The organism is Methylocystis sp., from assembly GCF_021731785.1.
Taxonomy (GTDB): domain Bacteria; phylum Pseudomonadota; class Alphaproteobacteria; order Rhizobiales; family Beijerinckiaceae; genus Methylocystis.
The window spans coordinates 30,469-56,986 of sequence record NZ_JAKFWS010000096.1 but is presented as its reverse complement, the minus strand read 5'-3'; the positions used below and the strand labels follow the sequence as shown (position 1 = coordinate 56,986).

Here is a 26,518-nt window from a genome sequence, read left to right as displayed (position 1 = left end):
AGGAGCATCCGCGCGCGTTCGACCCGGCTCGCCGGTTCTGTCCGCGAACGCGCAAGCCTCATTAACTCCGCCAGGTCGCTCTCCGTAAACGCCAACTCGATCACTCGACGTGGAGCCGCCATGATCAACCTATCTCGTTCAGCAAATCGCTGAACAAGTGTATAAACGCAGCAGTGCTCCGACGGAATCCACCGCATATGAGCGGATTCAAGGAATCTGAGCACTAGCATTTGGCAACTTTTCCAACTCACGGTTGTAATTTTTTGCCCGCAAAAATCCAGCCAAAGACTGAACAAGCGGAAAATGTAATCAATTTCAATAATCTAATCGGCGCCGGTCCGCGTCCGCGTCAAGTGGCTTCGAACCAAGTCGCCAGCCCGCGCGCTTCGTGTTCCAGAATATCATCATGGATCGCCCATTTTCCAGGCGATTCCACGAGGAAGGCGGCGTGCTTGGTCTTTCCGGGCGGGACGATCACGCCATTGCGCCAATAGGGCTCCCACCCGTCGTCCAGGTCATGCAGAAGGCGCATGCATTGGCCGTGAACATGCATTGCCAACGCCACGCCCGACCTGTTGACGAACCCCAGCGTAACCGGGGTTCCGTGGGCGACCTTAAACAAGGCGGGGCCTTCATAGGCTTTCGTCGGAGCGCCGTTGATCGTCCAGGCGGGGCCGGCTCCGCCTTTGCGCGGTTCGATCACGAGATCGACCTTCTTGGCCTCTCCAAGCCTGATCTCGGCAGGAAGCGCCGAATTCGGCGGGAGCGACACGATCGGCGGACGCTGCAGAGCTTTTGGGCCTTTGGCGTCCGCGACGAAAAGATCGCGATCCTCGCCATTCGGACCGCGCAGGACCAGACTGGCCTTGGCGCCCTCGGTTTCGGGCATGTAGAACATCAGCTCAAAGCGTGCGCCCGGCGCGACGGGAATACTCCGCTTGATCGGTTCGAAGGCCTCGCATGGCTGGCCGTCGATGGCGATGACGAACGGCTGCGCGCCCACAACCGACAGGACCATGATCCGCGCGTTGCTCAGATTGGCGAGCCGCAGCCGCACCCTGGCGCCAGGCGCGATACTCTGCGCCGCCGGCGCGGCCGCGCCGTTGACGCAGAGCAGCGAACCGATCCGGCCGACGCCCCGCGACGCCGCCGGGTCGTCGAAACCGCCGATGACTTCCCCGGCGTCATCGAGCAGCCAGTCGTCGAGGACCAGCAGCAGGTCAGCGTCGGCTTGGAGCGGCGCCGGTTCGTCCACGAGGAGCAGTCCCTTGAGGCCGCGGCCGACAAGCTCCGGTGTCGCGCCGTAGACGCTCGGCCGGTAGCAGAAAAGTCCGGGCTCGGAGAGCTTGCGGCGATAATCGAAGGATGCCCCTGGGGCGATCGGCGCCTGCGTCAGCGGCGCGACGCCCTCCATCGCATTGTCGCCGCGCAAGCCATGCCAGTGAATAGTCGCCGGCCGGTCCATCTTGTTGAGAAAACGCACGGCGAGTTCGTCGCCCTGCCTGTAGCGCAGAACGGGTCCCGGCATGGTCCCGTCGAAACCGAGAATGCCGGTTTCGCGGGCGCCGGACAGGCGAATCCTCCCCGGCCGCGCCTCAAGCACGCGCAGGCCGGCGGGCGCCTGCGCCGGCGCCGGCAGCGTGGTCAGGCTGGCGGCGACTCCGTAAAGCACGGCGCGGCGAGAGAGAGGCTTGGACATGGCGCGCTAGCTATGGCGCAGGAGCGCCGCCGGGGCAATCCGGAAGCCCCGCTCTTCACGGGCCGTCAGGAGAGCGCTAGAACCGCCAAAAGGTAAGGAGGCTCAGGCATGATTGCGCCACGCAGGACGTTGATCGCCGCCGTTGGTTTCTGCGGCATCGGCTGTTTTCTGCCGCCCGCCGCGTCGGGACAGGCTTCGCAAGGCTATTCGGATTACCGCCAGTCGCTGATCGCCAGCGGCTGGAAGCCGAACGTCGGCTACGGCCTGAAAACCGCCAGGGGCAAGGCCCTGTATAATTTTCCGGAAGTCGTATGCGGTCCGACGCTGTGCAACGCCAAATGGCGCGACCCGCAAGGTCACGACAAACTCATCACGCTGATCCGCGGGCTCGACGGCGCCGATCACCGTGTCGCGCCGCAGTAGCCGGCGGCTGGCGTCGCGCCGCGTCCATGCTATAGAGCGACGCCCGGCGAGTCGCGCTCGCGCTTGGCGCGCCTCGACGCGGCGCCCAAGCGCATAAGGGATGCGCCCTTTATAGGGTTCAGGAGCGTTTGAGAGGAAGTCGAGTTCGATTTCATCTCAAACGATCCCGGTTCGCAGGCAGGGGATTAAGGCGGCCTTCCCGCCAATCGCGGGCGTGGCGGAACTGGTAGACGCGCCGGATTTAGGTTCCGGTGACGAAAGTCGTGGGGGTTCGACTCCCTCCGCCCGCACCAGTGCCGCCTCCCGTGGCAGTCGCATACGCGTCGTCGCGCGCCGACGACGTCGCAGTCATTAAGAAGGCTATTGAGATGCAGGTAACCCAGACCTCCTCGCAGGGTTTGAAGCAGGAATACAAGGTGGTTCTGCCGGCCGGCGAACTTGCCGCCAAGCTTGCCGCTCAGCTCACCGAGCTTCAGGCGAAGAGTCAGATCAAGGGATTCCGGCCCGGAAAGGCGCCGATCGGCCATCTCCGTAAGCTCTATGGAAAGAGCATCATGAGCGACGTGTTGCAGGAGGCGGTCAATGACGCCAACCGCAAAATCGTCGAGGAGAATGAATTGCGCATCGCCTTCGAGCCGAAGGTCGATTTTCCCGGAGGACAGGCGGAAGTCGAGCGCGCGCTTACCGCCGAGGGCGATTTCTCCTACGTCGTCACGTTCGAAACCTTGCCCAAGTTCGAAATCGGCGCGTTCGACGACATTTCCGTGGAGCGCCCCGTCGCGCCAGTGGCGGATGAAGACATTGAGAAGGCGCTGCAGTCGCTCGCGGAGCGCGCCCAGGAGTTCGAGGCGAAGCCAGAAGGCGCGAAGGCCGAGAAGGGCGACCGAATGACGATCGATTTTACCGGCAAGCTCGACGGCGAGTCTTTCGAAGGCGGCGCGGGCGGCGACGTCGATCTGACGCTGGGCGCGGGAAGCTTCATACCCGGCTTCGAAGAGCAGCTTGAGGGCGCCGCCGCCGGCGAGCAGCTCATCGTCAAGGTCCGTTTTCCAGACGACTACGCCGCCAAAACGCTGGCGGGGAAAGACGCCGAATTCGATGTAACGGTCAAGTCCGTCTCGGCGCCCAAGACGCTGGGACTCGACGAGGAACTCGCCAAAAAATACGGCTTTGAATCGTTCGAGGCGATGAAAACCGCCGTTCGCGGCAATCTCGAAGCCGATTTCGACAAGGCCTCGCGCGAGAAGATGAAGCGCGCACTGCTCGACGCGCTCGACAGCCGCTACGCCTTTGACTTGCCCGAGAGCCTTGTCGAGCAGGAATTCGCCAATATCTGGGGGCAACACGAGCAGGAAAGCCAGCGGGCGGGCCAGTCCGTGGCCGAAGAAGGCAAGACCGAGGAAGAGACCAAGGCCGAGTTCCGCAAAATCGCCGAACGACGCGTGCGGCTTGGGCTGGTTCTGGCGGAGATCGGAAAAAGCGCCGGCGTGAAGGTCGAAGAGAAGGATCTGACCGACGCCCTGGTCGAGCGGGTCCGAATGTTCCCGGGCCAAGAGAAGGCCGTATGGGACTATTACCGCAACAATGAACAGGCTCTCGCCCAGCTCCGCGCCCCGATCTATGAGGAGCGCGTCGTCGACCACCTCGCCAAGCTGATCAAGATCGCCGACAAGACCGTCTCCCGCGAAGAGCTGTTCAAGGAAGACGACGAATAGCAGCCGGCCGTCGCCATTCGCTGGCGGCGCATCGCGGGGAAATCCGGCATAGCAGGCGCATGCGCGCGGCGGCTCGGAACGCGGCGTGATGGCGCAATGTTGTCTTTGCGTTCGGCGCGGGCGCAGATATATGACGGGTCAAAGAATTCCTGGCGCAGGCGCATGAGCCGCCGCCGGACTACAGAGGCGATACGCGATGCGCGATCCAATCGAACATTACAGCCAATATCTCATTCCGCAGGTGATCGAAAACACCTCCCGCGGAGAGCGCGGCTTCGACATCTATTCCCGCCTGTTGCGCGAGCGCATCATCTTCATCACCGGACCGATCGAAGATCATATGGCGTCGGTCATCATCGCGCAGCTGTTGTTTCTGGAGTCCGAGAACCCGAAGAAGGAAATCTCGCTCTACATCAATTCGCCGGGCGGCGTGGTGACGTCGGGCCTCGCCATCTATGACACGATGCAGTTCATCAAGCCGAAAGTGTCGACGCTTTGCGCCGGCCAGGCGGCGTCGATGGGTTCGCTTCTGCTTGCCGCAGGCGCAAACGGTCTTCGCTATGCGCTCCCCAACGCCCGCGTGATGCTGCATCAGCCGTCCGGCGGTTTCCAGGGACAGGCGTCGGACATTCAGCGCCATGCCGAAGACATTCTGAAAGTGAAGAAGCGGCTCAATGACATCTATGTCCGTCATACGGGCAAGGATTACGACACGATCGAGCGCACGCTCGACCGCGATCATTTCATGTCGGCGGAGGAAGCGAAGGCTTTCGGAATCGTCGACGCCGTCCAGGAGCAGCGGCCTGACGAAGAAAGCGACGCGAAGCGCTGAATGCAGGAGGCGGGCGCCGGGCGCGATTTGTGAGCTGCGGCGCCACTATGCTTGACGGGATTGGGGCAGCGGGGCGCGAATGTTTCGTAAAATTCTCATCGCCAATCGCGGCGAAATCGCTTGTCGCATCATTAAGACCGCGAAGCGCATGGGGCTTTCGACCGTGGCGGTCTATTCCGACGCCGACGCCGACGCGCTGCATGTCGAAATGGCCGACGAGGCGATCCATCTCGGCCCGCCGCCCGCCGCCCAGTCTTATCTCCTGATCGACAAGATCGTCGCCGCCTGCAAGGAAACCGGCGCGGAAGCGGTGCATCCGGGCTACGGCTTTCTCTCTGAACGCGCCGCTTTCGCCAATGCGCTTGCCGAAGCCAATATCATTTTCATCGGCCCCAATGTGCGGGCGATCGAGGCGATGGGCGATAAGATCGAGTCGAAGAAATTCGCCTCGGCCGCCAAGGTCAGTGTCGTGCCGGGCTATCTTGGCGTTATCGAGAACGCCGAAGAGGCGGTCAGGATCGCCAAGGACATCGGCTATCCGGTGATGCTGAAGGCGTCGGCCGGCGGAGGCGGCAAGGGCATGCGGGTTGCCTTTACCGACGCCGAGGTGATCGAAGGCTTTACGCGCGCGCGATCGGAGGCGGCGTCCTCCTTCGGCGACGATCGCGTCTTCGTCGAGAAATTCATTGTCAATCCGCGCCACATCGAAATTCAGGTGCTCGGTGACAAGCACGGCAATGTGATCCACCTGAACGAGCGCGAATGCTCCATTCAGCGCCGCAATCAGAAGGTGATCGAAGAAGCGCCATCGCCGCTGCTAGACGAGAAGACTCGTCGTGAAATGGGCGCGCAGGCCGTCGCCCTCGCCAAGGCCGTGGATTACGATTCAGCGGGCACGGTCGAATTCGTCGCCGGTCAGGACAAGAGCTTCTACTTTCTTGAAATGAACACGCGCCTGCAGGTTGAGCATCCGGTGACCGAGCTCATCACCGGCGTCGACCTCGTCGAGCAGATGATCCGCGTAGCGGCGGGCGAGCCGCTGCAACTCAAGCAGGAAAACGTCAAGATCAACGGCTGGGCGGTCGAGAGCCGCATCTACGCCGAGGATCCGACGCGCAACTTCCTGCCTTCGATCGGACGACTGGTCAAATACCGCCCGCCGGAAGAGAAGCGCGAAGGCGGGGTTACGGTGCGCAACGACACCGGCGTCACCGAGGGGCGCGAAATTTCGATCCACTACGATCCGATGATCGCCAAGCTGGTGACGCATGCGCCGGATCGGCTTCGGGCGATCGTGGCGCAGGCCGACGCGCTCGATCGCTTCGTGATCGACGGCATTCGCCACAATATTCCGTTCCTGTCGTCGCTCATGCAGAGTCCGCGCTGGCGCTCGGGCAATCTTTCGACGGGATTTATCAGCGAAGAGTATCCGGAAGGATTTGCCGCGCAGCCGCCTCACGGCGACCTGGCGCACACGCTCGCCGCGATCGCGACGTTGATGGACCACATCGGTAATGAGCGTAAGCGCAAAATCTCCGGGCAGTTGCGTGGCGGCCGGCCGGTCCAATTCGAGCGCGAGCGCGTGTGCATGCTGGGCGATCAAAGATTCGACGTCAGCGTCGAATCGCAAGGCGAAGCGCTGATCGTGCGCTTTTCCGAAGGCGATCAGCGCGCGCATCGGGTTTCGACTCAGTGGCGTCCGGGCGAACTTGTGCTCGAAGGCGATGTCGACGGCCGCACGGTCTATGTGCAGGCGCGGCCCATTCTCAACGGCTATGAACTGTCGCACCAGGGCGTCGACGTGACGGCGCGCGTCTATACTCAGCGCGAAGCCGAACTTGTCGCCTTCATGCCGAAAAAAAAGGACGCCGGCGCCTCCAAGCACCTGTTGTGTCCGATGCCCGGCCTGGTGAAGACCATCGACGTGACGGAAGGTCAGGAAATCAAGGCCGGCGAAGCCTTGTGCATGGTCGAGGCCATGAAGATGGAAAACGTGCTGCGCGCCGAGCGCGACGTGACCGTGAAGAAGATTCTAGCCAAGCCCGGCGACAGCCTTGCAGTCGATGCGGTGATCATGGAGTTCGCCTAAACGCCGCGAGCGTCGGCGGCCGGCTACAGGTTGAGAAACATGCTCACCGAGAGGATATGATTAATCCGGTGATCGAACCTCTGCTCGCGCCGCGAGACGACGCGCGACTGGATCAGCTGGTTCATATAGCCGATCTCCACGCGCGCCTTCTCACTGAAAGCGTAGGCGAGGCCGGCGAAGCCGCGATTTTGATCAAAGCCGAATCGCGTTGACGGGGTCGTCGAGTTCAGACGCACGAATACTTCGTCCCAAAGCACAACGCTCAGCGGCGCATTCTCCCAAAGCGGATGAGAAAAGCGCACGAATTGGCGCAGCCGCCATTCGACGGGGTTCACGTTCTGGATAAAGCGTTGTTCCAGGCGCGTGCGGCTCGTCAGGTCGCCAAACGTCGCTTTGTCAGTCAGCAGAACTTGCTGCCAAATCCGATTTTCGTGCTGCGTTTTGGCGGCTTCCGGAAAGGTTGCGATATGCGCATAGCCGAGCCAGACGCTGGCGTTATCTGACAGCGCGTAGCCGACGCCCGCGCGTCCCAGCGCCTGATCGGCTATCGCGCCATCGTCCCGAAACCGCCCCTGGCTTTCGAGCCAAAGCCGCCATTTTTCAAGGCTTGGCTCAATCGAGCCGAGTTTCGCGATGACGGTGACGTTTTCCCAAATTCGGAAATCTTCATCGATCGCCGCCGCCGGGGCGTTCGTCACGAGAATCCCGAGCAGAGACGCGCCGCAAATGGCGAGCCGCTTCGTTCTGAGGGTCTTCGCCACCGGCACGGCCGTCTCCGCGGGAACCAGGTTATGTGCGTATTGAAGCGGCTCGCGCTGGATTCGTCAAACGCCGCAAGCAGCGCGTTTTGGCGCGGCCGGTCAGGCCGCCACGGCCGACGATGGCGCCGCCCGCGCGCGTTCTCGGAACAGACCGTGAAGCGCGTCCCAATCGAGCGCCAGTTCGCCGCCGTCGCTTCTCAGCTGCTCGTCCCAGTTGGCCAGCAAATCGAGGCAGGCGTGGTCGATATACGTCAACTCGTTGAGATGCACATGCACCCGCGCGCCCGGCGGCAGAGTCTCGAAGAGGGCGGCCAGCTGGGGCAGCCGGATAAAGGTCGCAGCGCCCTCAAGATGGACCACTGTCATGCCGTTGATCTGCTCGGTGCGGATGCTGAGATGCGAGAAGGTGTAGAGCAGCCGCGCGACGGCAAGACCGACGCCAACTGCAATGCCGGTCAATACGTCGGTCGCGACCACCGTCGCCAACGTCGCCGCGTAGACGCCGGTTTCGATGCGGTCCTGACCCCACAAAAACCGCGCAAAGCTCAGATTGATGAGATTGAGCCCCGCATAGACGAGAACTGCGGCGAGACTCGCCACAGGGATGATGCGCAGCACGTCCGGCGCGAGCGTGATGAACAGCAGAATCCACACACCGTGCAGTATCGTGGAAAGTCTCGTGCGTCCGCCGGCGGTGACATTGGCCGAGCTGCGCACAATCACGCCTGATACCGGCAGCACGCCGAGAACGCCGCAAAGGAAATTGCCGATGCCCTGCGCGACAAGCTCCTTGTTGTAGCGCGTGCGCGGCGTGCGGCGCTGCATCGCGTCGACTGCTGTCGCCGTCAGCAGCGATTCCGCGCTGGATACGAAAGCGAGCGACAGCGCCGCCGCCCAGATCGCGCCTTCGCCGATCCTGCCAAAGGTGTGAGTTGTCGGCAGATTGATCGCAGCGAGAAGATCGTCCGGCGCCGGGACATATTTGATGTCGAGCGCGAAATATGCGGCGACCGCCGTCGCCAAGCCGACGCCAACAAGCGGAGCTGGAATAAACGACAGCCAGTTCGGCGCAAAGCGTCGCCATAAAAGAATGGCGGCGATCGTGAGCAGTCCCAAGACTGCTGCGCGCTGATGCGCCTCCATGCTGACGCCCTTCCAAATCGCGAGCGGCAGCGACCAGAGATTGACGACGCCGCCGAATTCCTGCCCGGCGCCGGGCGGCGTGTCGTCGACCATGACGTGAAACTGCGACGCGAAGATCAACAGACCGATGCCGGCGAGCATGCCCTGGATCAGCGCGGGGGAAACTGCGCGGAACACCGGCCCGGAACGCAGGGCGCCGGCCGCGATTTGAATTACGCCCGACATCATCACGATGAGTCCGAAGACCTCAAAGCCAAGATCCTTGATGAATACGGCGGCCATGACGGCTGCGCCATTCGCTGCGCCGCTAACCTGAAGCGGACAGCCGGAGAGCAGCCCGACGACAATGCCGCCGATGACGCCGCTGATGAGGCCGACGGCGGCGGCGTTTTCGAAAGGGAAGCCGGCGACGAGCGCGAGACCCATCGACAGGGGAAGGGCGACGAGCAGCACGACGATGGAAGCGAAGACGTCGTCTTTGATCGCCGAGAGGCGAGAAGGCGCTCTATCAAACATTGTGCATCCCTATGATTCGGCTGATTCAGCTAAGAAGCGCGACGTCAAACCTCGACGCTGACGCGCTCTCTCTGTTCGCGCGCAGGCATGTCCGACGGCGTCGGTGCCAGTGCGAATTGGCGCGTCTCGGGGTCGTAAACAAAGACTTCGCCTGTCTCGATCTTGTAGACCCAGCCATGCAGCCTCAGCTTGTCTTGCGCGAGCGCGGAGGCGACGACCGGATGCGTGCGCAAGTTTTCGAGCTGCGCGAGCACATTCTCCTGGATGGCGACGTTGAGCTGTTCGGCGCCGGTGCGGTCGGCGTATTTTTCGTGCATGATGCGCCGTGTCGCTTCGGCGTGCGACAGCCAGTCGTTCAGCGCGGGAAAAGTTGCGGCCGGCGGCGGATCGAGCAGGCCCTTCATCGCCCCGCAGTGCGAATGGCCGCAGACGATGATGTCCTTGACGCCGAGGCCCGCGATCGCGAATTCGATCGTCGCCGCTTCGCCGCCGCGCACGGCGCCATAAGGCGGCACGAGATTGCCAGCGTTGCGCAGGATGAAAAGGTCTCCGGGCGCCGACTGGGTAAGCAGGCACGGGTCGATACGCGAATCGGCGCAGGTTATGAACAGCGTTTCGGGCGCCTGGCCTTTGGCGAGGCGCTCAAACAATTCGCGTTGGCTGCCGAACACTTGCGACTGGAAGTGGTGAAGGCCTTCGATCAACCGCTGCATTCTTGAGCTCCTATAGGTTGCTAAAGTCTCCCAGGCGGCCGCCTCAATTCACGCCGCCAGCTTTTTCATCCGTCCGCTCCGATTCGCCGACGTCGTCGGCCGACGGCTGCCGGCAATCCGCGTTCGCCTCGCGCCTTCGCGATTCGGGCAAAAGCTCGCAGAGCAGGCAGTGTCCGGGCGCGCCGTCCATAAATTGGCGTCCGGTCGCGATTCCGGGTGAAGCCACGGCTCCGGCCAAAGCCAGCGCGGCGAGTGCGAAGTTATGCGCCATTGACCGTTCTCCCGTTCATGACGCGTCGAGCGCTGCGACGTTGACGTCTTCAACATGGCGCAGGGCATTGATATTGAAAATAAGAATATATAAATTAATTACATCGATAAAAGCTATGGAACGATGGAACGTCTCAACTATCAGCACCTGTTCTATTTCTGGAACGTCGCGCGGGAGGGAAGCGTCACCCGCGCGAGTGAAAAACTCGGATTGGCGCAGCCGACGGTCAGTGGCCAGATCGCGGTGTTCGAGGCGTCGATCGGCGCGCAGCTCTTTCGCAAGGAGGGCCGCAAGCTGGTGATGACGGAAACCGGACGCACCGTGTTCAACTACGCCGACGAAATATTCTCGATCGGCCGCGAACTTGGCAGCGCCCTGAAGAGCCATGCGGGGGCGGTCAGTATCAGGTTGAGCGTCGGCGTATCAAACGCCTTGCCGAAACTCGTCGTCTATCGCCTGCTCGAACCCGCTCTTTCCGCGAGCAATTCGTTTCAAGTCGTCTGCCATGAGGACAAGACCGAGCGCCTGCTGGCTGAGCTGCCAGTGCACGGAGTCGATCTCGTTCTCTCCGACTGGCCGGCGACCGGCGGCGCGGACGCGCGCATCTACAATCATCCGATCGGCGAATGCGGCGTGGCGGCCTTTGCAGTCCCTGAATTGCACCAACGCTATCGGAAGAATTTCCCGCGTTGCCTCGATGGCGCGCCACTCTTGCTGCCAACGTCGAACACCGCGTTGCGCCGTTCGCTCGATCAATGGCTCGACGCCAACAGTCTCTTTCCGAAGATCGTCGCGGAAGTCGAGGACAGCGCCTTGCTGAAGACGTTCGGGGCTGCGGGCGCCGGCGTCTTCATGGCACCGACGGCCGTTCACGCACAGGTCGAGGATCAATATGGCGTCAAATATATCGCCACCTTGAACGGCGTCAGCGAGCGCTTCTATGCGATCACCGCGCAGAGAAAAATCAAGCACGCGGGCGTCGTGACGATCCTTGAAAGCGCCCGCGACTGGCTGGTCTAATCACTGAACACGCGCGTCACATGGCCCATCTTGCGGCCGGCGCGCGTCTCCTTCTTTCCGTAGAGATGCAAACAGACGCCGTTCTCGCGCGCGAGTTCCGGCCATGCGTCGACATCGGCGCCGATCAGATTGCGCATCTCCACGTGGCCGTGACGGTGCGTCGAGCCCAGCGGCCAGCCGGCGATCGCGCGCATATGCTGCTCGAACTGCGAAGTCAGCGCGCCGTCGAGCGTCCAATGTCCGGAATTATGCACGCGTGGCGCAATTTCGTTGACGAGCAGCGTTTCGCGCTCCCCTTTCATGACGACGAACATTTCGACGGCGATCACCCCCACATATGCGGCGGCCTCGGCGATGCGCCGGGCGATGTCGATCGCCTCTGCCGCGGTTGCTTCGGCGATCTCGGCAGGCGCCAGCGTCCGCGCCAGAATGTGATGCTCGTGAAGGTTTTCGCAGACGTCATAGGCGCGAAACTCGCCGTTCAGTCCGCGCGCGGCGACGACCGACACTTCTTTCGTGAAGGGCGCCACGCTTTCCAGAATGCATGCCGCGCCGCCGAGCGTGCGAAAAGCGACCGCTAGATCGCCGCCGTCGCGCAATTGAGTTTGGCCCTTGCCGTCGTAGCCGAGACGCCGCGTCTTGAGGATCGAATTGCGGCCGAGCCGCGCGACGGCGCGGGGGAGCGCGCCGGCGTTGTCGACCGCGACGAAGTCAGCCGTCGCGACGCCGAGGCTCCGTATGAACTGTTTCTCGACGAGCCTGTCCTGAGTCAGCGCCAAGGCTCTGGGATTAGGCCGCACCGGGCGATGCGCCTCGAGCACTTGCGCCGTTCGGGCGGGAACATTCTCAAATTCGTAAGTGACGACGTCGACGGATTCGGCGAAACCGGCGAGCGCGGCTTCGTCGTCAAATCCAGCTTGCGTGCCCGCCGCGCAAACGTCGAAGGCGGGGTCATCGGGCACGGGAGAGAAGACATGCGCTTTCAGCCCGAGCCGGGCGCCCGCCAGCGCCAGCATGCGCGCGAGCTGGCCGCCGCCAAGAATGCCGATCGTCGCGCCCGGCGCCAGCATCAGGCGCCGTCGCGCGGCGTCAGCGCCACGGCGTCCGTCTGGCGCGCGCGGTAGTCCGAAAGGCGCGCGGCGAGCGCCTTGTCGGCGCGGGCGAGAATTGCGGCGGCGAGCAGCGCGGCGTTGATCGCGCCAGGCTTGCCGATCGCGAGCGTCCCCACCGGCACGCCGCCCGGCATCTGTACGATCGAGAGCAGTGAATCCATGCCCTTCAGCGCTTCCGATTCGATCGGCACGCCAAGGACCGGCAGCGGCGTCATCGAAGCGGTCATTCCCGGCAGATGCGCGGCGCCGCCGGCGCCGGCGATGATCACCTCGAAGCCGTCCGATTCGGCAGACTTTGCGAAGGCGAACAGCCGATCGGGGGTGCGATGAGCCGAGATGACGCGCGCGTCGCAGGCGATGCCGAGCGCCGCCAGCGTTTCGACCGCATGGCGCATCGTCGCCCAGTCGGATTGGGAGCCCATGATGACGGCGACGGGCGCTTTGGATTTGCCCACTCTTGCTTCCTCTACAAAGGGAAGCCATGCGGCATAGACGATGCCTCCCCGATAGGCAAGCGCGCCAAACGGCGTCGGCGGCGGACCGATTTCGCTTCGCGAACGGGGAGCGCGCAGCTAAAGAACCCTGCAGGATTTGCCTTGATCGGAGCAGACGCGACATGGACGAAGGTCTGAGGCAAGCGGTCGCCGTGCTGGCTGTGGCGATGATCGTCGCAATCGCCGCGCGTCAGATCAGACTGCCCTATACCGTTGGACTGGTTCTTGTCGGCGCCGCCGTCGCTTTGTCGGGCGCAGACTTCGCGCCGCATCTGACTCATGATCTGATTTTCGATCTCGTCTTGCCGCCGCTCCTGTTCGAGGCGGCCCTGACCCTGTCCTGGCGCGAACTGGTTCGCGATTCTCTGCCTTTGCTCGCACTTGCGGGAATCGGAACGGTCGTGTCCGCAACCGTTGTCGCGGCGTCGATGACGACGTTGCTCGACTGGCCTGTCTTCTCGGCGATCCTGTTTGGCGCGCTGATCGCGGCGACGGATCCCGTCGCGATCATTGCGATGTTCAAGGACAACCGGATCAAAGGCCGCATGCGGCTGCTGGTCGAAAGCGAAAGCCTGCTCAACGACGGCGCTGCGGCGGTGCTCTTCGTTATGGCGCTCGCCTTCGTGGAAAGCGGCGGCGCAGACCAGAGCGGCGCGGAGACCGCATTGACTCTCGTGAAAGTCGTGTTCGGCGGCGTCATTGTCGGGGCGTTGTTTGGCGGGGCCGCCATCCTCGCCTCGCTGCGCACCTCAGAACATGTCATCGAAGCGGCGCTGACGACCATCGCCGCGTTCGGCTCATTTCTGGTCGCCGAATATTTCCATGTCTCCGGCGTTCTGGCGACCGTGACGGCAGGTCTCGTCATGGGCAATCTGGGCCTGCTCAGCGAGCAGGAAGGCGGCTACATCAGCCTCAAGGGGCGCGAATTCGTTCTGTCCTTTTGGGATTTTGCGGCGTTCTTGGCCAATTCCATGGTGTTTCTGCTGATTGGCGCGGATGTCGCGTCGACTCCGTTCGGCGCCGTCGGGGCGACAACGCTGGCCGTGGCGATCGCTACGGTGCTTTGTTCGCGCGCGATCGTTGTCTATCCGCTGAGTTCGTTGTTCTTCGTTTCGCGATGGAAGATTTCGTTCCGCGAGCAGCATATTCTCTGGTGGGGAGGCCTGCGTGGCGCGCTTGCGCTCGCCCTGGCGCTATCTCTTCCCGATAGTCTGCCGAAGCGCGAAGAAATCCTCGCCGTCACCTTTGCGGTGGTCGGCTTTTCAATCGTCGTTCAGGGCCTCACCATGCCTCTGTTGCTGCGCGCGCTGGGCTTCCTGCCGAAGCAGGCGTGACGTTTCGCACAACCTGCATGCTAAATCATGTGCAGCGGCGTCATCCAACGATACGGAGCCGTTGCCGAACCGGTCGCTGCAAAACGGTCGAGCGATCTTCGCAGGTCCCATGGCGCCTCGATAAATCCCAGGCCGTATTGCAGCAGCGGAACGTTGAGTGAATCTGAATTACTGACGCTCGTGTTCAAATCGGACTTTAAGCGATAATGTCGGGCGTGAGCTGGTCTTCGAGATAGGCGATGCGATCGCGCAGCAGCAGCTTGCGTTTCTTCAGGCGCTGAATCTGAAGCTGATCGGCGACGCCCAGAGCGCGCAGCGCGTCGATCGCCGACTCCAGGTCGTGATGCTCTAGCCGCAGCCGTTCCACTTCGGCGCGGATGGCGCTCTTGTCGATCTCGCTGGGAGCATCGTTCATCGAAGGCCGGCCCGCTCGGGAATCGATCGCTGTGGAACGCAATTATCGCGCCGCAGGCGAGCGGCGTTCAAGCGAATTGCTCGATCAAGAGTCATAGGCGCTCCGCATCTCCTCTATTGCGGCAATCTTGGCGTAGATCGGCGCCCAGTCGTCGCGCTCGGCGATCGGCGCCCAGAGCGCCTCGACTTCATCGATGAGCAAGGTGCAGGGCGTCGTCCGCTGGAAGTAAGGGTGATCGAGGCGAACATAGGGCGCCGGCTGATGGTCGGCCAAAGCGGCCAGAACTGGCGCGAACGCTTCAGCTTGATAATGGGTTGCCGACGCACTGCGTTTGGCGCGCTCAGCGGACGCCAATCCGCCGCGCCAGTCGAAGAAGGTCTGTTCGAACGGAGCCCGCGAGTTTGTGAGGAAATCGACGAAAGCCTTCGCCAGCGCGGCGTCGGCGGCCTCGCCCGCCGAAGCGAGGCCGAGGCGATGGAGCAAGGCCGCCCGAAACTCCTGCTGGATGCACCCGGGAAAGGTCGAAAGAAGCGTCTCGGCGGCCTTCAGTCCAATGAGATGGATCAGGCACTCGGCCAGGCGGGACAGGTTCCAGCCGAGCGCGCCGGGCTGGCGGCCGAAGGCGTAAAGCCCGGATTCGTCGAAATAGGCGGCGGTGAAGGTCGGGTCGTAGACCGGCGCGAAACGCCATGGTCCGTAGTCGAAGCTCTCGCCGGTGACGTTGATGTTGTCGGAATTCAGCACGCCGTGAACGAAGCCGGCCGCCATGTAACCGGCGCCAAGCCTGGCGACTCGCGCCACGACCGCTTCGAGAAAGGCGAGGGCTCTTTCCGGCGCCGGCAGATCGGCGATGGCGGGAAAATAGTGGCGGCAAACATACTCGACGAGCCGGTCGATCGCCGCAGCGTCGTCGTGGAAGGCGAGGCGCTGGAAGGTGCCGATGCGAATATGCGAATGCGACAGGCGCACCAGCACGCTGGAGCGCGTCGGCGAGGGTTCGTCGCCGCGCATGAGCGCTTCGCCCGTTTCGATCAGGCTGAAGGTTTTGGAGGTGTCGATCCCGAGCGCCTCCAGCATTTCCGTCGCCAAAATCTCGCGAACGCCGCCTTTGAGCGTCAGCCGTCCATCGCCGCGACGCGACCAGGGAGTCTGGCCGCTGCCCTTGGTGCCGAGATCGAGCAGGCGGACGTCCTTGGCGTCGCGCAATTGCGCGAAGAGGAAGCCGCGACCGTCGCCGAGATCAGCGTTGTATACGCGGAATTGATGGCCGTGATAGCGCAGCGCTAACGGATGCGCGAAGCCGCCCGGCAACGGCGCAAAGCGTCCGAAATGCACGATCCACTCCGCGTCGCTGAGGCCGTCCAATCCAACCCGCGCGGCCCAGCGCTGATTGCGGTAGCGTAGTCGATGCTGCGGGAAGATCGCGGGTTCGACACGGTCGAAGAAAGGCTCGCCAAGGCCCTCGTGCAGCGTCTCGGCGCGGTAGAACTCGGTGACGGGCATAGGGACGAGGACTCGCAAATCGCGCGCCGCGGCGCGACTGCTTCAAAAAATAAGGCGGAGAGATCTCTCCGCCTATAGCATGAAGCGAAAGCGAACCGAGCGGGAAGCGCGCGAGCGCTCGCGAAAAAGCGTAACCCGGCTTTTCGCGTGGAGCGCTCTAGGTTTTGAGATCGATCGCGTGATCTGCATTTGGGTGAAACCGCCCAAATGCAGCGTAATCTAGTGGCGCGTTTCGCTGACCGACAGTTTGGCCAGTTCGTCCTTGATCAGCAATTTCTTTCGCTTGAGTTCCAGTATCTTCAATTCGTCCGCGTTGGGATGCAGCTGTTCCTCCTCGATCTCCTTCTTGAGCGCCTCGTGGCGGCGTTGGAGTTCGACGATATGGCCCTGCAAGGACATGCGAATCCTCCTTCATTCTCTCCGCCCGACAAGCGGGAGACTAATAAGTCTGCCACAAAGCGGGCGCGTCGCAAGACTTGAAATCGCGCTTGGTCACAAATCTTTTGCATGGAAAGGACGCGGCCTTAACCGAACGTCAATTTTTTCCATAGCTTGCGCTGAGCGACGGACCGCATCGTCGCAGGGCGCGGGCGCTTGCGCGGCGCCACGTACGCCATTATAGACGGGCGCTCCGGCCCATATTTGGGCCCGAGGGCGCGTAGCTCAGCGGGAGAGCACTACGTTGACATCGTAGGGGTCACAGGTTCAATCCCTGTCGCGCCCACCATTAAATCAAAGACTTACAAGAATATTCAGAAAGCGCTCCTCAGCTCGGAAACAGCTGGCCGCGCGCGCGTTCGGGTCCCGACGACACGAATTGCGCACTGCGGCGTATTAAAAATACGCCGTTCGAGACCGCCCGCGCCATCCATAGGATTTCGACGAAGCCGAAGCTGCGCGCGATCTCCAGCGCATGCAGCATTGAAGCGCTGGGCTTTCCGCCCGATCATGCTTCGCATGGATTTGAAATTCGCTTCGCGCTCCGCCGGGTTCCTTATCGTTCTCGCCGGCGCAGCGCTCGCGCAGACTTTGACGCCGTCGTCCGGCGCGGATGTCGCAACGAACGCCCATCTGAAAGCTTTGTCGACCTCCGGCAAGGCCGAAGGTTACGGCATTTTCCGACAAGGGTTTCATGCGCCGTTCGACGGCGGCGGCCAGCAATATTACCTGTCTCGCTCGGCATGTCCTATTGCTGGCGGAAATGATTTCACGCAGGTTGCGTCCAATGCGGGAGCCGGCTGTTGGCGCGCGGCGCCCGCGCCGGCGCATGGATATGACCTGCGCGCGGCGGGGCTGCGGGCCGGCGACGTAAGCGCTTATCAAGCCGAAAACGCCGCCGCGCTCACCAGGGTTTTTGCGGCTGGCGGCGTCGTTTTTGTTCCTGAAGGGTTGACGTTTAGGCTGCCGTGCAGCGCGCAGTTCACCAGCTCCGTAGACATCTCATTCATCGGAGACGTCAAGCACGCTGGCGAATTTAAGCTTGACGCAGGTTGCACGCTCTCGGCGACATTGTTTGCGTTCCTGAACGCTCACGCGCGTTTTGTCGGCGTCAGGATCGACGAGAACAATCCGACCGTAAGCTCGCTGCGTGCGACCGTCAGCCAGACTGCGACGACAACCGACCCGGCAGGCCTGGTCTTCGAGAAATCGTCGATCATCAATAGTTCGACCTTGACCTTGCAGATTGCGATATTCGTGACCGCCGGCCATACGATTTGCTACCCGAAGATCGTCGATAGCTATTTTCAGTTGACTCCCGCAACGACGCAAAACCAGTGCGTGAACATGTCGACTGACAATTTTGCCGGAGATATCCATTACCCGACCATCACCGGCAATGAATGCGTCGGCTCGACGATGCTTGTCGAGGGTTTGAACCCGGATATTAGCCGCAACACGTTGAGCGGCTACCTGTTTGCCGAAGGCGTCGCGCTTGGCGCGGCGTTCGGGCCGGCGCCGTCCACTCGGAACTGCCGCGTCGAGAGCAACCGTTTCCGCAACACGCAGCCCGGTTCTCTCGATGTGAATAATACGCCGCCCGGCGGCATCGAGAACCACTGCGTCAATAGCTACATCGCGAACAATGTTTGCGAGAATCTCGGCGGACCTTGCGTCACGACATTCGGCGATGAAACGATGCTTGTTTCGAATAAAGCGCGCGACGTCGGCAAGGGCCACTCGAATGCTGGCGAACATGGGAATGCTGGCGCGCACGCGGCTTATACGATCTTGATAGGGGCTGCAGGAACGGCCAGGGATTCTTCGTCGCATGTGACGCTGCTCGGCAATGTCGCCGCGCAGGGCGACGTTCCGGGCGCGCCAGGATGCGGGCTGAGTGTCGCGAGCAACGTCGCGGGGCGAATCGAGGGGCGAGGAAACCAGTTTGACGGCGCCGACGGGCCGGTGTGCGCGCCGGCCACGATTGCCGATATCGACCCCGGACTTTCCCGCTGACGCTGCAGGGGCGTGGCAACGGCGCCGTCATCGACTAGGTCTTTGCTCGTAAACTCAACATATTGCCGGAACTTTCCGCAGGCCGGTTGGTTTAGAGGTCGGGAGGTCGGTATGCTCCCGATCCATCGAATCGACGACCATCAAGCTTCGCGGGTGATCCAGCGGGAGGTTGGAATAGCGCTGCGACTGTCGTTTGAGGCCGTTACCCGCGAGCCGCTGCCTGAGCGGATGGCTCTGCTGCTGTTGCGGCTGGCTTTGGCTGAGTCGCTGAGACTTGCCGCCGGGGAAGATGGGCCAAAAGAAGAGACCGGCCGAAACGAGGATTAGCGGGGCGCGGCCGTGTGCGTTTCGCGACCCGTCGGTTTCGATTTGCCTCGCTTAACTCTGGCGTTCATAGCTGCTTCCGCCGCCCCGAAACGGGGCAAAGCGGAGGGAGACGATGGACCTGCCCAACATTGACCCGCTGATCGGGATCGGCGTCGCGGCTTCGACCGCCATCACCGACGCGGTCTATGTGTTCTTCAACGCGGCCGTGTCCGAGCGCCGGCGGGTCGCCGCAGCGAGTTGGAGCAGCATCTGGTATCTGCTCTCGGCCTTTGCGGTGATCAGTTACACGTCGAACTGGGCTTATGTGGCGTTCGCGGCGGTGGGCGCCTGGATCGGCGGCTTCCTGTCGATTACGGTGCTGAACCGCCTCGCGCCCGTGCGCAAATCATAAAAAACGGCGCTAAAAAAAACGCCGCTCGCGCGGCGCAAAGACGAAAAAAATGTCGCGGGCTCAGTCGCGAACGATGGTCTGACTTGTATCCTGCATCAACAGCAAGGGAAGGCGCTTGCCGGCCGCGCTGGCGACGCTCATTTCGTGCTTGTCGCGCGCGACGCCTCGGGCCTTTGTTTCGTGATTGACATTGGTGGCGAGGCCCAGGGCGAGAAAGCCGACCCAAAACGCCAACGGCATCAAGCGCGAGTTCGAAAACGGCATTCCGGTCTCCCTGGATGTAGTATTTTGGCGCCTCTGAACGCGCCATCGCAGCTTTCCGCAATCCGCGTTCGAGCAAAAGCGCCAGGAACGAGGAACCTGATGGCGCCAGCTTAAAAAAGGCCTTTCTTGCTCTGGCTGACGCCGTCGCCCGCAAAGCCTGCCAAAGTTGGCGCCAACGCTTACCTTCCCTGTGGACCTATGCGCGTGGAATAAGAGCGCATTAGCTTGCGCCCAGGAGTGTGCAGCGATGACCTTTACGACCACCGATCGACCGGCGCGCGTCGTTAAGAGCGGGCATGTGCAACTGTCGATAATTCTGGCCGAGTCGGAAAAGACCACTCTGCAGAATCAGATTTTCGATCAGATACGCTCGATGATCCTCAACGGTCAGCTTAAGTGCGACGATCCGATGCCGACCACGCGCGAACTCAGCAGCCAGCTCGGCGTTTCGCGCAACACCGCGGTTCTCGCCTATGAGCGGCTGATCGCCGAGGGCTATATCCGCACCAGGCCCTATGTCGGCACCTTCGTCTCGCCCGACCTGCCGGATACGGCGTTTCTGTCGGCCGGCCATCGCGGGCCGCCGGCGAAAGAGCAGGAGGCTGCGGACCAAGCGCCGCCGCCCTGCGGCACCTTGCGCACCCATCGCCTCGCCGATCCCGAGCGCCGCCGTCTCGCCGCCGATTTCTGGGTCGGCCGGCCTGACGCGCGATCCTTTCCGCTCAAGGCCTGGTCGCACCACATCAAGAATCGGCTGAAATCGGTTGGCGCCAATCTCACCAGCTATAACGATCCCGCCGGACTGATGGAGCTGCGGCGCGCGATCGCCAAACATCTCGCGCCGGCGCGCGGCGTCGTCGCCGATCCGGAGCAGATCGTCATCGTCGGCGGTTGCCAGGACGGCTTCAACCTGGTCGGGCGCCTGCTTGTCAGGCCGGGCTGCGCCGCCGTCGTCGAATCGCCCTGCTATCAGGGCGCGGCTTTCGTGCTCGAAAGCCTCGGGGCGACGCTTCATCCCGTGCCTGTCGACCAGGACGGGCTCGATGTCGCTCGACTGCCGAAAACTACGGGCGCCGTCGCCTATGTCACGCCATCGCATCAATATCCGATCGGCGTAACGATGAGCCTGCAGCGCCGGCTGGAGCTGCTCGCCTGGGCGACGCAATATGACGCCTACATAATGGAAGACGATTACGACAGCGACTTCCGCTTCGTCGGTTCGCCGCTGACCGCGCTGAAGGGCCTCGATCGCAATGAGCGCGTCATCTACCTCGGCACTTTCTCGAAATGCATGGGGCCGGGACTGCGTCTTGGCTATGTCGTGCTGCCCCGCCGGCTCGCCGAAGCCGGCCGGCGGATGAAAATGCTGATGAACAACGGCCAGAGCTGGCTTGAACAGGCGGCGATGGCGGATTTCATGTCGAGCGGCGAATTCGGACGCCATTTGCGACGCATCCGCCAGCTCTATCGCGAGCGTCGCGACGCGCTGCTCGGGGCGCTCAAGACTCATTTCGGCGCCTGCGAGATTTACGGCGATCAGGCCGGCATGCATCTCGTCTGGAAATTGCCGGACGGTTTTCCGGACGCGGCCGAGGTAGAGAAAAGAGGCCTTGCCGCCGGCGTCGGCGTCTGTTCGCTGGCGACGGGTTCGGCGCTGCGCTTCGACGAGAATGACGGCGGTGACCGGCTGCTGATGCTCGGCTTCGTCGCGCTTACCGAAAGGGAGATCGAGACCGGGATCGCGCGGCTGGCGCAGGCGCTGAAGGAAACCGCGCCCACGGGACCTGTTTTCGCCTGAAGCGCGGAATGCAGCGCGCGCGATTGTCGCTCATTGGGAGAGGGCAAGCGCGGGCTCCCTCCGGTTTTCTCTGTCAGGGGTTGCCGCGTTGCGTGTGTTTGCGTAACGCCGGGGGGTGATTTTGCGCGGCCGACATATTGGACGGGCAAGCCCTCACCCGGTCGCCTCCGGCGATCACCCTCTCCCGAAGGAAGAGGGTCAGCGCGCGAGCCCGAAAAGTTCATGAGCGAGTTCAATGGCCTTTCGCGTCTGCGCGCCATTCCTTCCGGCGTCTGGGCGCTCGGGATCGTGTCGCTGCTCATGGATTTCTCCTCCGAGATGATCCATGCGCTGCTGCCGATCTATCTCGTTGGCGCAATGGGCGCCTCGATGGCCGAAGTCGGCGTCATCGACGGCGTCGCCGAGGCGACCGCCTCGATCGTCAAGATTTTCTCCGGCGCGCTGTCGGACTGGTTCGGGCGGCGCAAGCAGCTGGCGATCATCGGCTACGGCCTTGCGGCGCTGACCAAGCCGATGTTTCCGCTTGCGCCGAATGTCGCCTGGGTCATGGCAGCGCGCGTCATCGATCGCGTCGGCAAAGGCATACGCGGGGCGCCGCGCGACGCGCTTGTCGCCGACGTGACGCCGCCGCCTTTGCGGGGCGCGGCCTTCGGGCTTCGCCAGTCGCTCGATACGGTCGGCGCCTTCCTCGGGCCGGCCGTCGCGGTCGCCGTTATGTGGCTCTCCGCCAACAGCATCCCTTTGGTGTTCTGGATCGCGACGATTCCAGCGGCGTTCGCCGTCGCGGTGCTGGCGCTCGGCGTGCGCGAGCCGCAATCGTCCCGGCCGCCGCGGCCGGCGCGATTTCCGCTGCACCGGGATGAAATCCGGCGGCTTGGCGGTCCGTTCTGGATAGTTGTCGCGATCGGCGTCGTCTTCAGTCTCGCGCGCTTTTCCGAGGCGTTCCTCATCCTGAAGGCGCGCGACGTCGGACTGCCCGAAGCGCTTGCGCCGCTGGTGCTCGTCGCGATGAATGTCGTTTATGCGGGCGCCTCTTATCCCGTCGGCGCCTTTTCAGATCGCGGCGACCGCAAGACGCCGCTGATGGCCGGTCTTGTCGCGCTGATCGCCGCCGACGCCGCGCTCGCCAGCGCTGAGCATTTGCCGCTTGTGTGGCTCGGCGTAACGCTCTGGGGCCTGCACATGGGCCTCACCCAGGGCCTGCTCGCCGCGCTTGTCGCCGACGTCGCGCCGGCGGCGCTGCGCGCCTCGGCCTTTGGGGTGTTCAACCTGGCGAGCGGCTTCGCGCTGCTTGTCGCGAGCGCAGGCGCCGGCGCGCTTTGGGACGCCTTCGGCCCGGCGGCCGCCTTCTGGGCGGGCGCTCTTTGCGCGGCGCTGGCGCTTGTCGCGCTTGGGGCGGACGGTCATCGAACCGGTCGGCGGGGGACGGCTCAAGCCGGTTAACGAGCAGCGCTGTGGAACAAGCGCGTTAACCGACGGCTAAGCATGTCGCTTAAACATTGAAAAACAAGCATAAATCTTCCAAAATTACGCCATTGTTGGCCATTCATTTCAAAACCGGCGGGGGCGCTGGCGTTCGAAGAACGCACCATCGAGGTTCTCATGAAAAAACCAGCTTTCGGCCTCGCCGTCGCGGCGTCCCTGGCCGTCATGTCCGCATCGGCGGCCGACCTGCCGTCGCGCAAGGAGCCGCCGCCCGTCTATATTCCGCCGCCGCCGGTTTTCACCTGGACAGGCATTTACGTCGGCCTCAATCTCGGCGGCGGATGGCTTGATCGATACGACTATGGAAACTGGTTCTATCCGGCGCTAACCGCGCCCAATGCCGGCGGCGTGATCGGCGGCGCCCAGATCGGCTACAACTATCAGTTCACGCCGCTCTTTGTCGCTGGCGTTGAAACTGATTTCCAGGGTTCGAGCGTCGGCGGCGGCAATCAGTTGTTTGGCGCGACGCGCAGCGTCGGCTGGTTTGGCACGGTGCGCGGCCGCGCGGGCGTGTCGCTGCTCAATTCGCGGTTGCTCCTATACGGGACAGGCGGCTTCGCCTATGGCGACCTGCGTCTCAACTACGGATGGCTTGGCTCTCAAGCGCGCACTGGAACCGGCTGGACGGTGGGCGGAGGGCTCGAATACGCCTTCCTGCCGAACTGGTCGGCCAAGGTCGAATATCTTTACGCAAACTTCGGCGCGAATTACGACCCGATCTACATTGCGCCGGTCATCGTCGAAATCCAGCAGCGCGCGCATCTCAACACTGTTCGCGCTGGCGTAAACTACCGCTTCAACTGGCTTCTAGCGCCTCCCGGTCCTTCGATGGCGGGCTACTAAGCTCGAGTGCTATAGTACGCCAGCGGCAAAAAGCCCCGGCGACGTGGCTTTTGCATGCGCGCGGCGTTGCTGACGGCTCGTAGTTGCGGCGCCGCAACAATTGAATTATCTGCTTGGAAGCGTTCCGAGAAGCAGATCGGCCGCATGCGAGAGGGTTCCATATGGCCGACGCCGACACAGACAGGCGCGCCGCGCGGCGGCCGCTGTCGCCGCATCTGACGATCTTCAAGCCCATCCTGACAATGATGATGTCGATCGCCCATCGCATCACTGGCGCAGGGCTTTACGCCGGCATGGCGCTGCTGACGCTGTTTCTGCTCGGCGCCGCGATCGGCGGAGGCGCATTCTCCGCCGTGTCCTGGATCGCCTCGGGCTTCGTCGGCAATCTCATCATATTGATGATCGTTTGGGCGATCTTCCATCATCTGCTCGGCGGCGTACGACATGCGCTCTGGGATCGTGGCTTGTATATGGACCCGCAGGGGCGCGAACTGCTGGCGCAAGGGACGCTCGTCGGCGGAATCCTGCTGACGCTGCTCCTCTACATCTTCAAGACGCTGGCGAGTTAGGCGGAGCGAACTCATGTCGGTTTCGACAAGATTCAAGAGCGGTCGAACCGGGACGGGCGACGCCTATGTTTCCGACCACGGCGGTTCGCCTCACGCGCAATTCATGCGCCTGACTTCTTATGCGCTTATCCCGCTCGGCGCCCTAAGCGCCTGGTGGATTCTTGGAATTGCCGGCAAGCCGCTGGACGGCGTGCGCGCCGAAATCGGCAGGCCGATTCCTGCGCTCGTGCTTCTTGCGTTCGGCGTCGTCGGCATGATCCATGCGCGTAAGGGCATGGACGATATCATCGAAGACTATGTGCATGACGAAGCTTTGAAGGCGCAGGCGCTCGTCGCCAACCTATGGGCGTCGCGCGCGATCGCGGCGCTCTGGGTCGTCGCCATCCTCCTCATCGCCGCGCCGAAGTAGTCCGACGGATGCCGGCGACAGCGCTTGTTCGGCATCAATGAACTCGCCTAGTAACGACGCAGCGAAACTGCGTTCGATCGAATGACATCTTGAGAAGGCGTGACGATGGTTGCACAGGGTCCTGCATCAAATGTGTTGGTTGGCGGCCGGGCGTATCCGATCGTCGATCACACCTTTGACGTCGTCGTCGTCGGCGCCGGCGGTTCGGGGCTTCGCGCCGTCGTCGGCTGCGCCGAGGCGGGACTGAACGTCGCCTGCGTCACCAAGGTCTTTCCCACGCGTTCGCACACGGTGGCGGCGCAGGGCGGCATCGCCGCCGCGCTCGGCAATATGGGGCCGGACGATTGGAAATGGCACATGTACGACACCGTCAAGGGCTCCGACTGGCTCGGCGACCAGGACGCCATCGAATATATGTGCCGCAACGCGCCGCCCGCGGTTTATGAACTGGAGCATTGGGGCGTTCCCTTCTCGCGCACCAGGGAAGGCACGATCTATCAGCGTCCGTTCGGGGGCATGACGACCGATTTTGGCAAAGGTCCGCCGGCGCAGCGCACCTGCGCCGCCGCCGATCGCACCGGCCACGCGATGCTCCATACGATGTATGGACAGGCGTTGAAGCTCGACACGAAATTCTTCGTCGAATTTTTCGCGATCGATCTCATCATGGATCAGGACGGCGCCTGCCGCGGCGTCGTGTGCCTGAAGGTCGATGACGGAACGATTCACCGTTTTCGCGCCGCGCTCACCGTGCTCGCGACCGGCGGCTATGGCCGCGCCTATCTCTCGGCGACGTCAGCGCACACTTGCACCGGCGACGGCAACGCCATGGCGCTGCGCGCCGGCCTGCCGCTGCAGGACATGGAGTTCGTGCAGTTTCACCCGACCGGCATCTATGGCGCGGGCTGCCTGATCACCGAAGGCGCGCGCGGCGAGGGCGGCTATCTGACGAACAGCGAAGGCGAGCGCTTCATGGAGCGCTACGCGCCCTCAGTGAAGGATCTCGCGCCGCGCGACATGGTTTCGCGCGCCATCACCGTCGAGGTTCGCGAGGGACGCGGCGTCGGCAAGAATCAGGATCACGCGTATCTCCATCTCGAACATCTCGATCCGCAGATTCTGCATGAGCGGCTGCCGGGCATTTCCGAGAGCGCCAAGATCTTCGCCGGCGTCGACGTGACCCGCCAGCCGATCCCGATCATTCCGACCGTGCATTACAACATGGGCGGCGTGCCGACGAATTATCACGGCGAGGCGTTGCGCAAGCGCGACGGCAATCCCGACGAGGTGGTTCCGGGCCTGATGGCGCTCGGCGAAGGGGCCTGCGTTTCCGTACACGGCGCCAATCGCCTCGGCTCCAATTCGCTCATTGATCTCGTCGTCTTCGGCCGCGCCGCGGCGCAGCGCGCCGCCGAACTCATTAAACCGAACGATACACAGCCGGAACTGCCGGCGGACTCGGCCGATCTCGCGCTGTCGCGGCTCGATTTTTTCCGCAACGCCAACGGTTCGGTTTCCACCGCCACGTTGCGCGACAGGATGCAGCGCACTATGCAGTCGCATTGCGCCGTCTATCGCACCGGCGAGGTCCTCGCCGAGGGCGTCGAACTGATCAACGCCGTCTGGCGCGACGGGGCCGACGTCAAGATTGCCGATCGCTCGCTGATCTGGAACTCCGATCTGGTCGAGACGCTGGAATACGACAATCTAATTGTGCAGGCGGTCACGACGATGGAAAGCGCCGCAAATCGCACCGAGTCGCGCGGCGCCCATGCCCGCGAAGATTTCCCTAATCGCGACGACAAGAACTGGATGAAACATACGCTCTCGACCATCGATCGCGAGAGAAAGACCACCTCAATCGATTACCGCCCGGTGCACAGCTACACGATGACGAATGAAGTGGCTTATATTGAGCCGAAGGCGCGGGTGTATTGA

The 26,518-nt window shown here is 62.8% G+C and carries 26 protein-coding genes and 2 tRNA genes; 17 read left to right on the top strand and 11 right to left on the bottom strand.

Annotated elements, in window-relative coordinates; translation table 11 throughout:
* Nucleotides 1-349: 349 nt before the first annotated feature.
* Nucleotides 350-1,699, bottom strand: coding sequence for a multicopper oxidase domain-containing protein (locus tag QZ964_RS15240; protein ID WP_292532493.1), 1,350 nt, complete (start codon nt 1,697-1,699; stop codon nt 350-352).
* Between the two features lie 108 nt (nt 1,700-1,807).
* On the opposite strand from QZ964_RS15240, the gene QZ964_RS15235 reads away from it, so the two are divergent.
* The 5 genes from QZ964_RS15235 to QZ964_RS15215 all read left to right on the top strand — a co-directional run bounded on the left by QZ964_RS15235 (nt 1,808) and on the right by QZ964_RS15215 (nt 6,758).
* Nucleotides 1,808-2,122, top strand: coding sequence for a hypothetical protein (locus QZ964_RS15235; RefSeq protein ID WP_292532492.1), 315 nt, complete (start codon nt 1,808-1,810; stop codon nt 2,120-2,122).
* 208 nt (nt 2,123-2,330) lie between these two features.
* Nucleotides 2,331-2,415 (top strand) — tRNA-Leu (locus tag QZ964_RS15230).
* Nucleotides 2,416-2,490: 75 nt separating this feature from the next.
* On the top strand, nt 2,491-3,837 hold the full coding sequence (tig, locus tag QZ964_RS15225; RefSeq protein ID WP_292532491.1) for a trigger factor: 1,347 nt from the start codon (nt 2,491-2,493) through the stop codon (nt 3,835-3,837).
* Nucleotides 3,838-4,033: 196 nt separating this feature from the next.
* Nucleotides 4,034-4,669: an ATP-dependent Clp protease proteolytic subunit gene (locus QZ964_RS15220; protein ID WP_292532490.1), complete on the top strand. Its 636-nt coding sequence runs from the start codon at nt 4,034-4,036 to the stop codon at nt 4,667-4,669.
* A 79-nt stretch (nt 4,670-4,748) separates the two neighbouring features.
* Nucleotides 4,749-6,758, top strand: coding sequence for an acetyl/propionyl/methylcrotonyl-CoA carboxylase subunit alpha (locus QZ964_RS15215; RefSeq protein WP_292532489.1), 2,010 nt, complete (start codon nt 4,749-4,751; stop codon nt 6,756-6,758).
* A gap of 23 nt (nt 6,759-6,781) precedes the next feature.
* Here QZ964_RS15215 and QZ964_RS15210 read toward each other — a convergent pair whose 3' ends face one another.
* The 3 genes from QZ964_RS15210 to QZ964_RS15200 all read right to left on the bottom strand — a co-directional run bounded on the left by QZ964_RS15210 (nt 6,782) and on the right by QZ964_RS15200 (nt 9,891).
* Nucleotides 6,782-7,519, bottom strand: coding sequence for a DUF2490 domain-containing protein (locus QZ964_RS15210; RefSeq protein WP_292532488.1), 738 nt, complete (start codon nt 7,517-7,519; stop codon nt 6,782-6,784).
* Between the two features lie 99 nt (nt 7,520-7,618).
* Nucleotides 7,619-9,178 (bottom strand): SulP family inorganic anion transporter, encoded by a 1,560-nt coding sequence (locus QZ964_RS15205; RefSeq protein ID WP_292532487.1) that lies wholly within the window; start codon nt 9,176-9,178, stop codon nt 7,619-7,621.
* Between the two features lie 44 nt (nt 9,179-9,222).
* Nucleotides 9,223-9,891 (bottom strand): carbonic anhydrase, encoded by a 669-nt coding sequence (locus tag QZ964_RS15200; RefSeq protein WP_292532486.1) that lies wholly within the window; start codon nt 9,889-9,891, stop codon nt 9,223-9,225.
* A gap of 394 nt (nt 9,892-10,285) precedes the next feature.
* On the opposite strand from QZ964_RS15200, the gene nhaR reads away from it, so the two are divergent.
* On the top strand, nt 10,286-11,182 hold the full coding sequence (nhaR, locus tag QZ964_RS15195; protein WP_292532485.1) for a transcriptional activator NhaR: 897 nt from the start codon (nt 10,286-10,288) through the stop codon (nt 11,180-11,182).
* Here nhaR and QZ964_RS15190 read toward each other — a convergent pair.
* Nucleotides 11,179-12,252 (bottom strand): 5-(carboxyamino)imidazole ribonucleotide synthase, encoded by a 1,074-nt coding sequence (locus QZ964_RS15190; RefSeq protein ID WP_292532484.1) that lies wholly within the window; start codon nt 12,250-12,252, stop codon nt 11,179-11,181. The genes nhaR and QZ964_RS15190 overlap by 4 nt on opposite strands.
* A complete protein-coding gene (purE, locus tag QZ964_RS15185; protein ID WP_292532495.1) occupies nt 12,252-12,716 on the bottom strand; it encodes a 5-(carboxyamino)imidazole ribonucleotide mutase in 465 nt (154 codons plus the stop codon). Before purE ends, QZ964_RS15190 begins: the two co-directional genes overlap by 1 nt.
* Nucleotides 12,717-12,910: 194 nt before the next feature.
* On the opposite strand from purE, the gene QZ964_RS15180 reads away from it, so the two are divergent.
* Nucleotides 12,911-14,122 (top strand): sodium:proton antiporter, encoded by a 1,212-nt coding sequence (locus QZ964_RS15180; protein ID WP_292532483.1) that lies wholly within the window; start codon nt 12,911-12,913, stop codon nt 14,120-14,122.
* A 196-nt stretch (nt 14,123-14,318) separates the two neighbouring features.
* Here the strand turns inward: QZ964_RS15180 and QZ964_RS15175 are convergent, their stop codons facing one another.
* The 3 genes from QZ964_RS15175 to QZ964_RS15165 all read right to left on the bottom strand — a co-directional run bounded on the left by QZ964_RS15175 (nt 14,319) and on the right by QZ964_RS15165 (nt 16,439).
* A complete protein-coding gene (locus QZ964_RS15175) occupies nt 14,319-14,537 on the bottom strand; it encodes a DUF465 domain-containing protein (RefSeq protein WP_292532482.1) in 219 nt (72 codons plus the stop codon).
* Nucleotides 14,538-14,621: 84 nt separating this feature from the next.
* Entirely contained in the window at nt 14,622-16,040 is a 1,419-nt protein-coding gene (locus tag QZ964_RS15170; RefSeq protein WP_292532481.1) for a protein adenylyltransferase SelO family protein, read from the bottom strand.
* Nucleotides 16,041-16,259: 219 nt separating this feature from the next.
* A complete protein-coding gene (locus tag QZ964_RS15165) occupies nt 16,260-16,439 on the bottom strand; it encodes a DUF465 domain-containing protein (protein WP_292532480.1) in 180 nt (59 codons plus the stop codon).
* A gap of 253 nt (nt 16,440-16,692) precedes the next feature.
* Between QZ964_RS15165 and QZ964_RS15160 the strand changes: the two genes are divergently transcribed.
* Nucleotides 16,693-16,767 (top strand) — tRNA-Val (locus QZ964_RS15160).
* Between the two features lie 39 nt (nt 16,768-16,806).
* Here QZ964_RS15160 and QZ964_RS15155 read toward each other — a convergent pair.
* Nucleotides 16,807-16,962 (bottom strand): hypothetical protein, encoded by a 156-nt coding sequence (locus QZ964_RS15155; protein ID WP_292532479.1) that lies wholly within the window; start codon nt 16,960-16,962, stop codon nt 16,807-16,809.
* A gap of 26 nt (nt 16,963-16,988) precedes the next feature.
* On the opposite strand from QZ964_RS15155, the gene QZ964_RS15150 reads away from it, so the two are divergent.
* The 3 genes from QZ964_RS15150 to QZ964_RS15140 all read left to right on the top strand — a co-directional run bounded on the left by QZ964_RS15150 (nt 16,989) and on the right by QZ964_RS15140 (nt 19,212).
* Complete coding sequence (locus QZ964_RS15150) at nt 16,989-18,494, top strand: hypothetical protein (RefSeq protein WP_292532478.1); 1,506 nt, start codon at nt 16,989-16,991, stop codon at nt 18,492-18,494.
* A 111-nt stretch (nt 18,495-18,605) separates the two neighbouring features.
* Entirely contained in the window at nt 18,606-18,821 is a 216-nt protein-coding gene (locus tag QZ964_RS15145) for a hypothetical protein (protein ID WP_292532477.1), read from the top strand.
* Nucleotides 18,822-18,933: 112 nt separating this feature from the next.
* Complete coding sequence (locus QZ964_RS15140; RefSeq protein ID WP_292532476.1) at nt 18,934-19,212, top strand: hypothetical protein; 279 nt, start codon at nt 18,934-18,936, stop codon at nt 19,210-19,212.
* 60 nt (nt 19,213-19,272) lie between these two features.
* Here the strand turns inward: QZ964_RS15140 and QZ964_RS15135 are convergent, their stop codons facing one another.
* A complete protein-coding gene (locus QZ964_RS15135; RefSeq protein WP_292532475.1) occupies nt 19,273-19,476 on the bottom strand; it encodes a hypothetical protein in 204 nt (67 codons plus the stop codon).
* A gap of 247 nt (nt 19,477-19,723) precedes the next feature.
* Here QZ964_RS15135 and QZ964_RS15130 point away from each other — a divergent pair, with 247 nt between their 5' ends.
* The 6 genes from QZ964_RS15130 to sdhA all read left to right on the top strand — a co-directional run bounded on the left by QZ964_RS15130 (nt 19,724) and on the right by sdhA (nt 26,518).
* The gene (locus QZ964_RS15130; protein WP_292532474.1) at nt 19,724-21,274 is read left to right on the top strand and encodes a PLP-dependent aminotransferase family protein; all 1,551 of its coding nucleotides are present in this window, start codon (nt 19,724-19,726) and stop codon (nt 21,272-21,274) included.
* 222 nt (nt 21,275-21,496) lie between these two features.
* Nucleotides 21,497-22,717 (top strand): MFS transporter, encoded by a 1,221-nt coding sequence (locus tag QZ964_RS15125; protein ID WP_292532473.1) that lies wholly within the window; start codon nt 21,497-21,499, stop codon nt 22,715-22,717.
* A gap of 159 nt (nt 22,718-22,876) precedes the next feature.
* Nucleotides 22,877-23,602 carry an outer membrane beta-barrel protein gene (locus QZ964_RS15120; RefSeq protein WP_292532472.1) on the top strand — a complete coding sequence of 242 codons (726 nt, stop codon included), beginning with the start codon at nt 22,877-22,879 and terminating at the stop codon, nt 23,600-23,602.
* 161 nt (nt 23,603-23,763) lie between these two features.
* A complete protein-coding gene (sdhC, locus tag QZ964_RS15115; RefSeq protein WP_292532471.1) occupies nt 23,764-24,171 on the top strand; it encodes a succinate dehydrogenase, cytochrome b556 subunit in 408 nt (135 codons plus the stop codon).
* A gap of 13 nt (nt 24,172-24,184) precedes the next feature.
* On the top strand, nt 24,185-24,580 hold the full coding sequence (sdhD, locus tag QZ964_RS15110) for a succinate dehydrogenase, hydrophobic membrane anchor protein (RefSeq protein ID WP_292532470.1): 396 nt from the start codon (nt 24,185-24,187) through the stop codon (nt 24,578-24,580).
* A gap of 105 nt (nt 24,581-24,685) precedes the next feature.
* On the top strand, nt 24,686-26,518 hold the full coding sequence (gene sdhA / locus QZ964_RS15105; RefSeq protein ID WP_292532469.1) for a succinate dehydrogenase flavoprotein subunit: 1,833 nt from the start codon (nt 24,686-24,688) through the stop codon (nt 26,516-26,518).

Coding starts and splice junctions, on each gene's coding strand:
- QZ964_RS15140 (WP_292532476.1), top strand. CDS start 18,934: ATGGACCTGCCCAACATTGACCCGCTGATCGGGATCGGCGTCGCGGCT.
- QZ964_RS15180 (WP_292532483.1), top strand. CDS start 12,911: ATGGACGAAGGTCTGAGGCAAGCGGTCGCCGTGCTGGCTGTGGCGATG.
- QZ964_RS15205 (WP_292532487.1), bottom strand. CDS start 9,178: ATGTTTGATAGAGCGCCTTCTCGCCTCTCGGCGATCAAAGACGACGTC.
- QZ964_RS15125 (WP_292532473.1), top strand. CDS start 21,497: ATGAGCGAGTTCAATGGCCTTTCGCGTCTGCGCGCCATTCCTTCCGGC.
- tig (WP_292532491.1), top strand. CDS start 2,491: ATGCAGGTAACCCAGACCTCCTCGCAGGGTTTGAAGCAGGAATACAAG.
- nhaR (WP_292532485.1), top strand. CDS start 10,286: ATGGAACGTCTCAACTATCAGCACCTGTTCTATTTCTGGAACGTCGCG.
- QZ964_RS15235 (WP_292532492.1), top strand. CDS start 1,808: ATGATTGCGCCACGCAGGACGTTGATCGCCGCCGTTGGTTTCTGCGGC.
- QZ964_RS15175 (WP_292532482.1), bottom strand. CDS start 14,537: ATGAACGATGCTCCCAGCGAGATCGACAAGAGCGCCATCCGCGCCGAA.
- sdhD (WP_292532470.1), top strand. CDS start 24,185: ATGTCGGTTTCGACAAGATTCAAGAGCGGTCGAACCGGGACGGGCGAC.
- QZ964_RS15135 (WP_292532475.1), bottom strand. CDS start 19,476: ATGCCGTTTTCGAACTCGCGCTTGATGCCGTTGGCGTTTTGGGTCGGC.
- sdhC (WP_292532471.1), top strand. CDS start 23,764: ATGGCCGACGCCGACACAGACAGGCGCGCCGCGCGGCGGCCGCTGTCG.
- QZ964_RS15240 (WP_292532493.1), bottom strand. CDS start 1,699: ATGTCCAAGCCTCTCTCTCGCCGCGCCGTGCTTTACGGAGTCGCCGCC.
- QZ964_RS15165 (WP_292532480.1), bottom strand. CDS start 16,439: ATGTCCTTGCAGGGCCATATCGTCGAACTCCAACGCCGCCACGAGGCG.
- QZ964_RS15145 (WP_292532477.1), top strand. CDS start 18,606: ATGCTCCCGATCCATCGAATCGACGACCATCAAGCTTCGCGGGTGATC.
- QZ964_RS15215 (WP_292532489.1), top strand. CDS start 4,749: ATGTTTCGTAAAATTCTCATCGCCAATCGCGGCGAAATCGCTTGTCGC.
- QZ964_RS15200 (WP_292532486.1), bottom strand. CDS start 9,891: ATGCAGCGGTTGATCGAAGGCCTTCACCACTTCCAGTCGCAAGTGTTC.
- purE (WP_292532495.1), bottom strand. CDS start 12,716: ATGGGCTCCCAATCCGACTGGGCGACGATGCGCCATGCGGTCGAAACG.
- QZ964_RS15130 (WP_292532474.1), top strand. CDS start 19,724: ATGACCTTTACGACCACCGATCGACCGGCGCGCGTCGTTAAGAGCGGG.
- QZ964_RS15220 (WP_292532490.1), top strand. CDS start 4,034: ATGCGCGATCCAATCGAACATTACAGCCAATATCTCATTCCGCAGGTG.
- QZ964_RS15155 (WP_292532479.1), bottom strand. CDS start 16,962: ATGCTGCATGCGCTGGAGATCGCGCGCAGCTTCGGCTTCGTCGAAATC.
- QZ964_RS15150 (WP_292532478.1), top strand. CDS start 16,989: ATGCTTCGCATGGATTTGAAATTCGCTTCGCGCTCCGCCGGGTTCCTT.
- QZ964_RS15120 (WP_292532472.1), top strand. CDS start 22,877: ATGAAAAAACCAGCTTTCGGCCTCGCCGTCGCGGCGTCCCTGGCCGTC.
- sdhA (WP_292532469.1), top strand. CDS start 24,686: ATGGTTGCACAGGGTCCTGCATCAAATGTGTTGGTTGGCGGCCGGGCG.
- QZ964_RS15170 (WP_292532481.1), bottom strand. CDS start 16,040: ATGCCCGTCACCGAGTTCTACCGCGCCGAGACGCTGCACGAGGGCCTT.
- QZ964_RS15190 (WP_292532484.1), bottom strand. CDS start 12,252: ATGCTGGCGCCGGGCGCGACGATCGGCATTCTTGGCGGCGGCCAGCTC.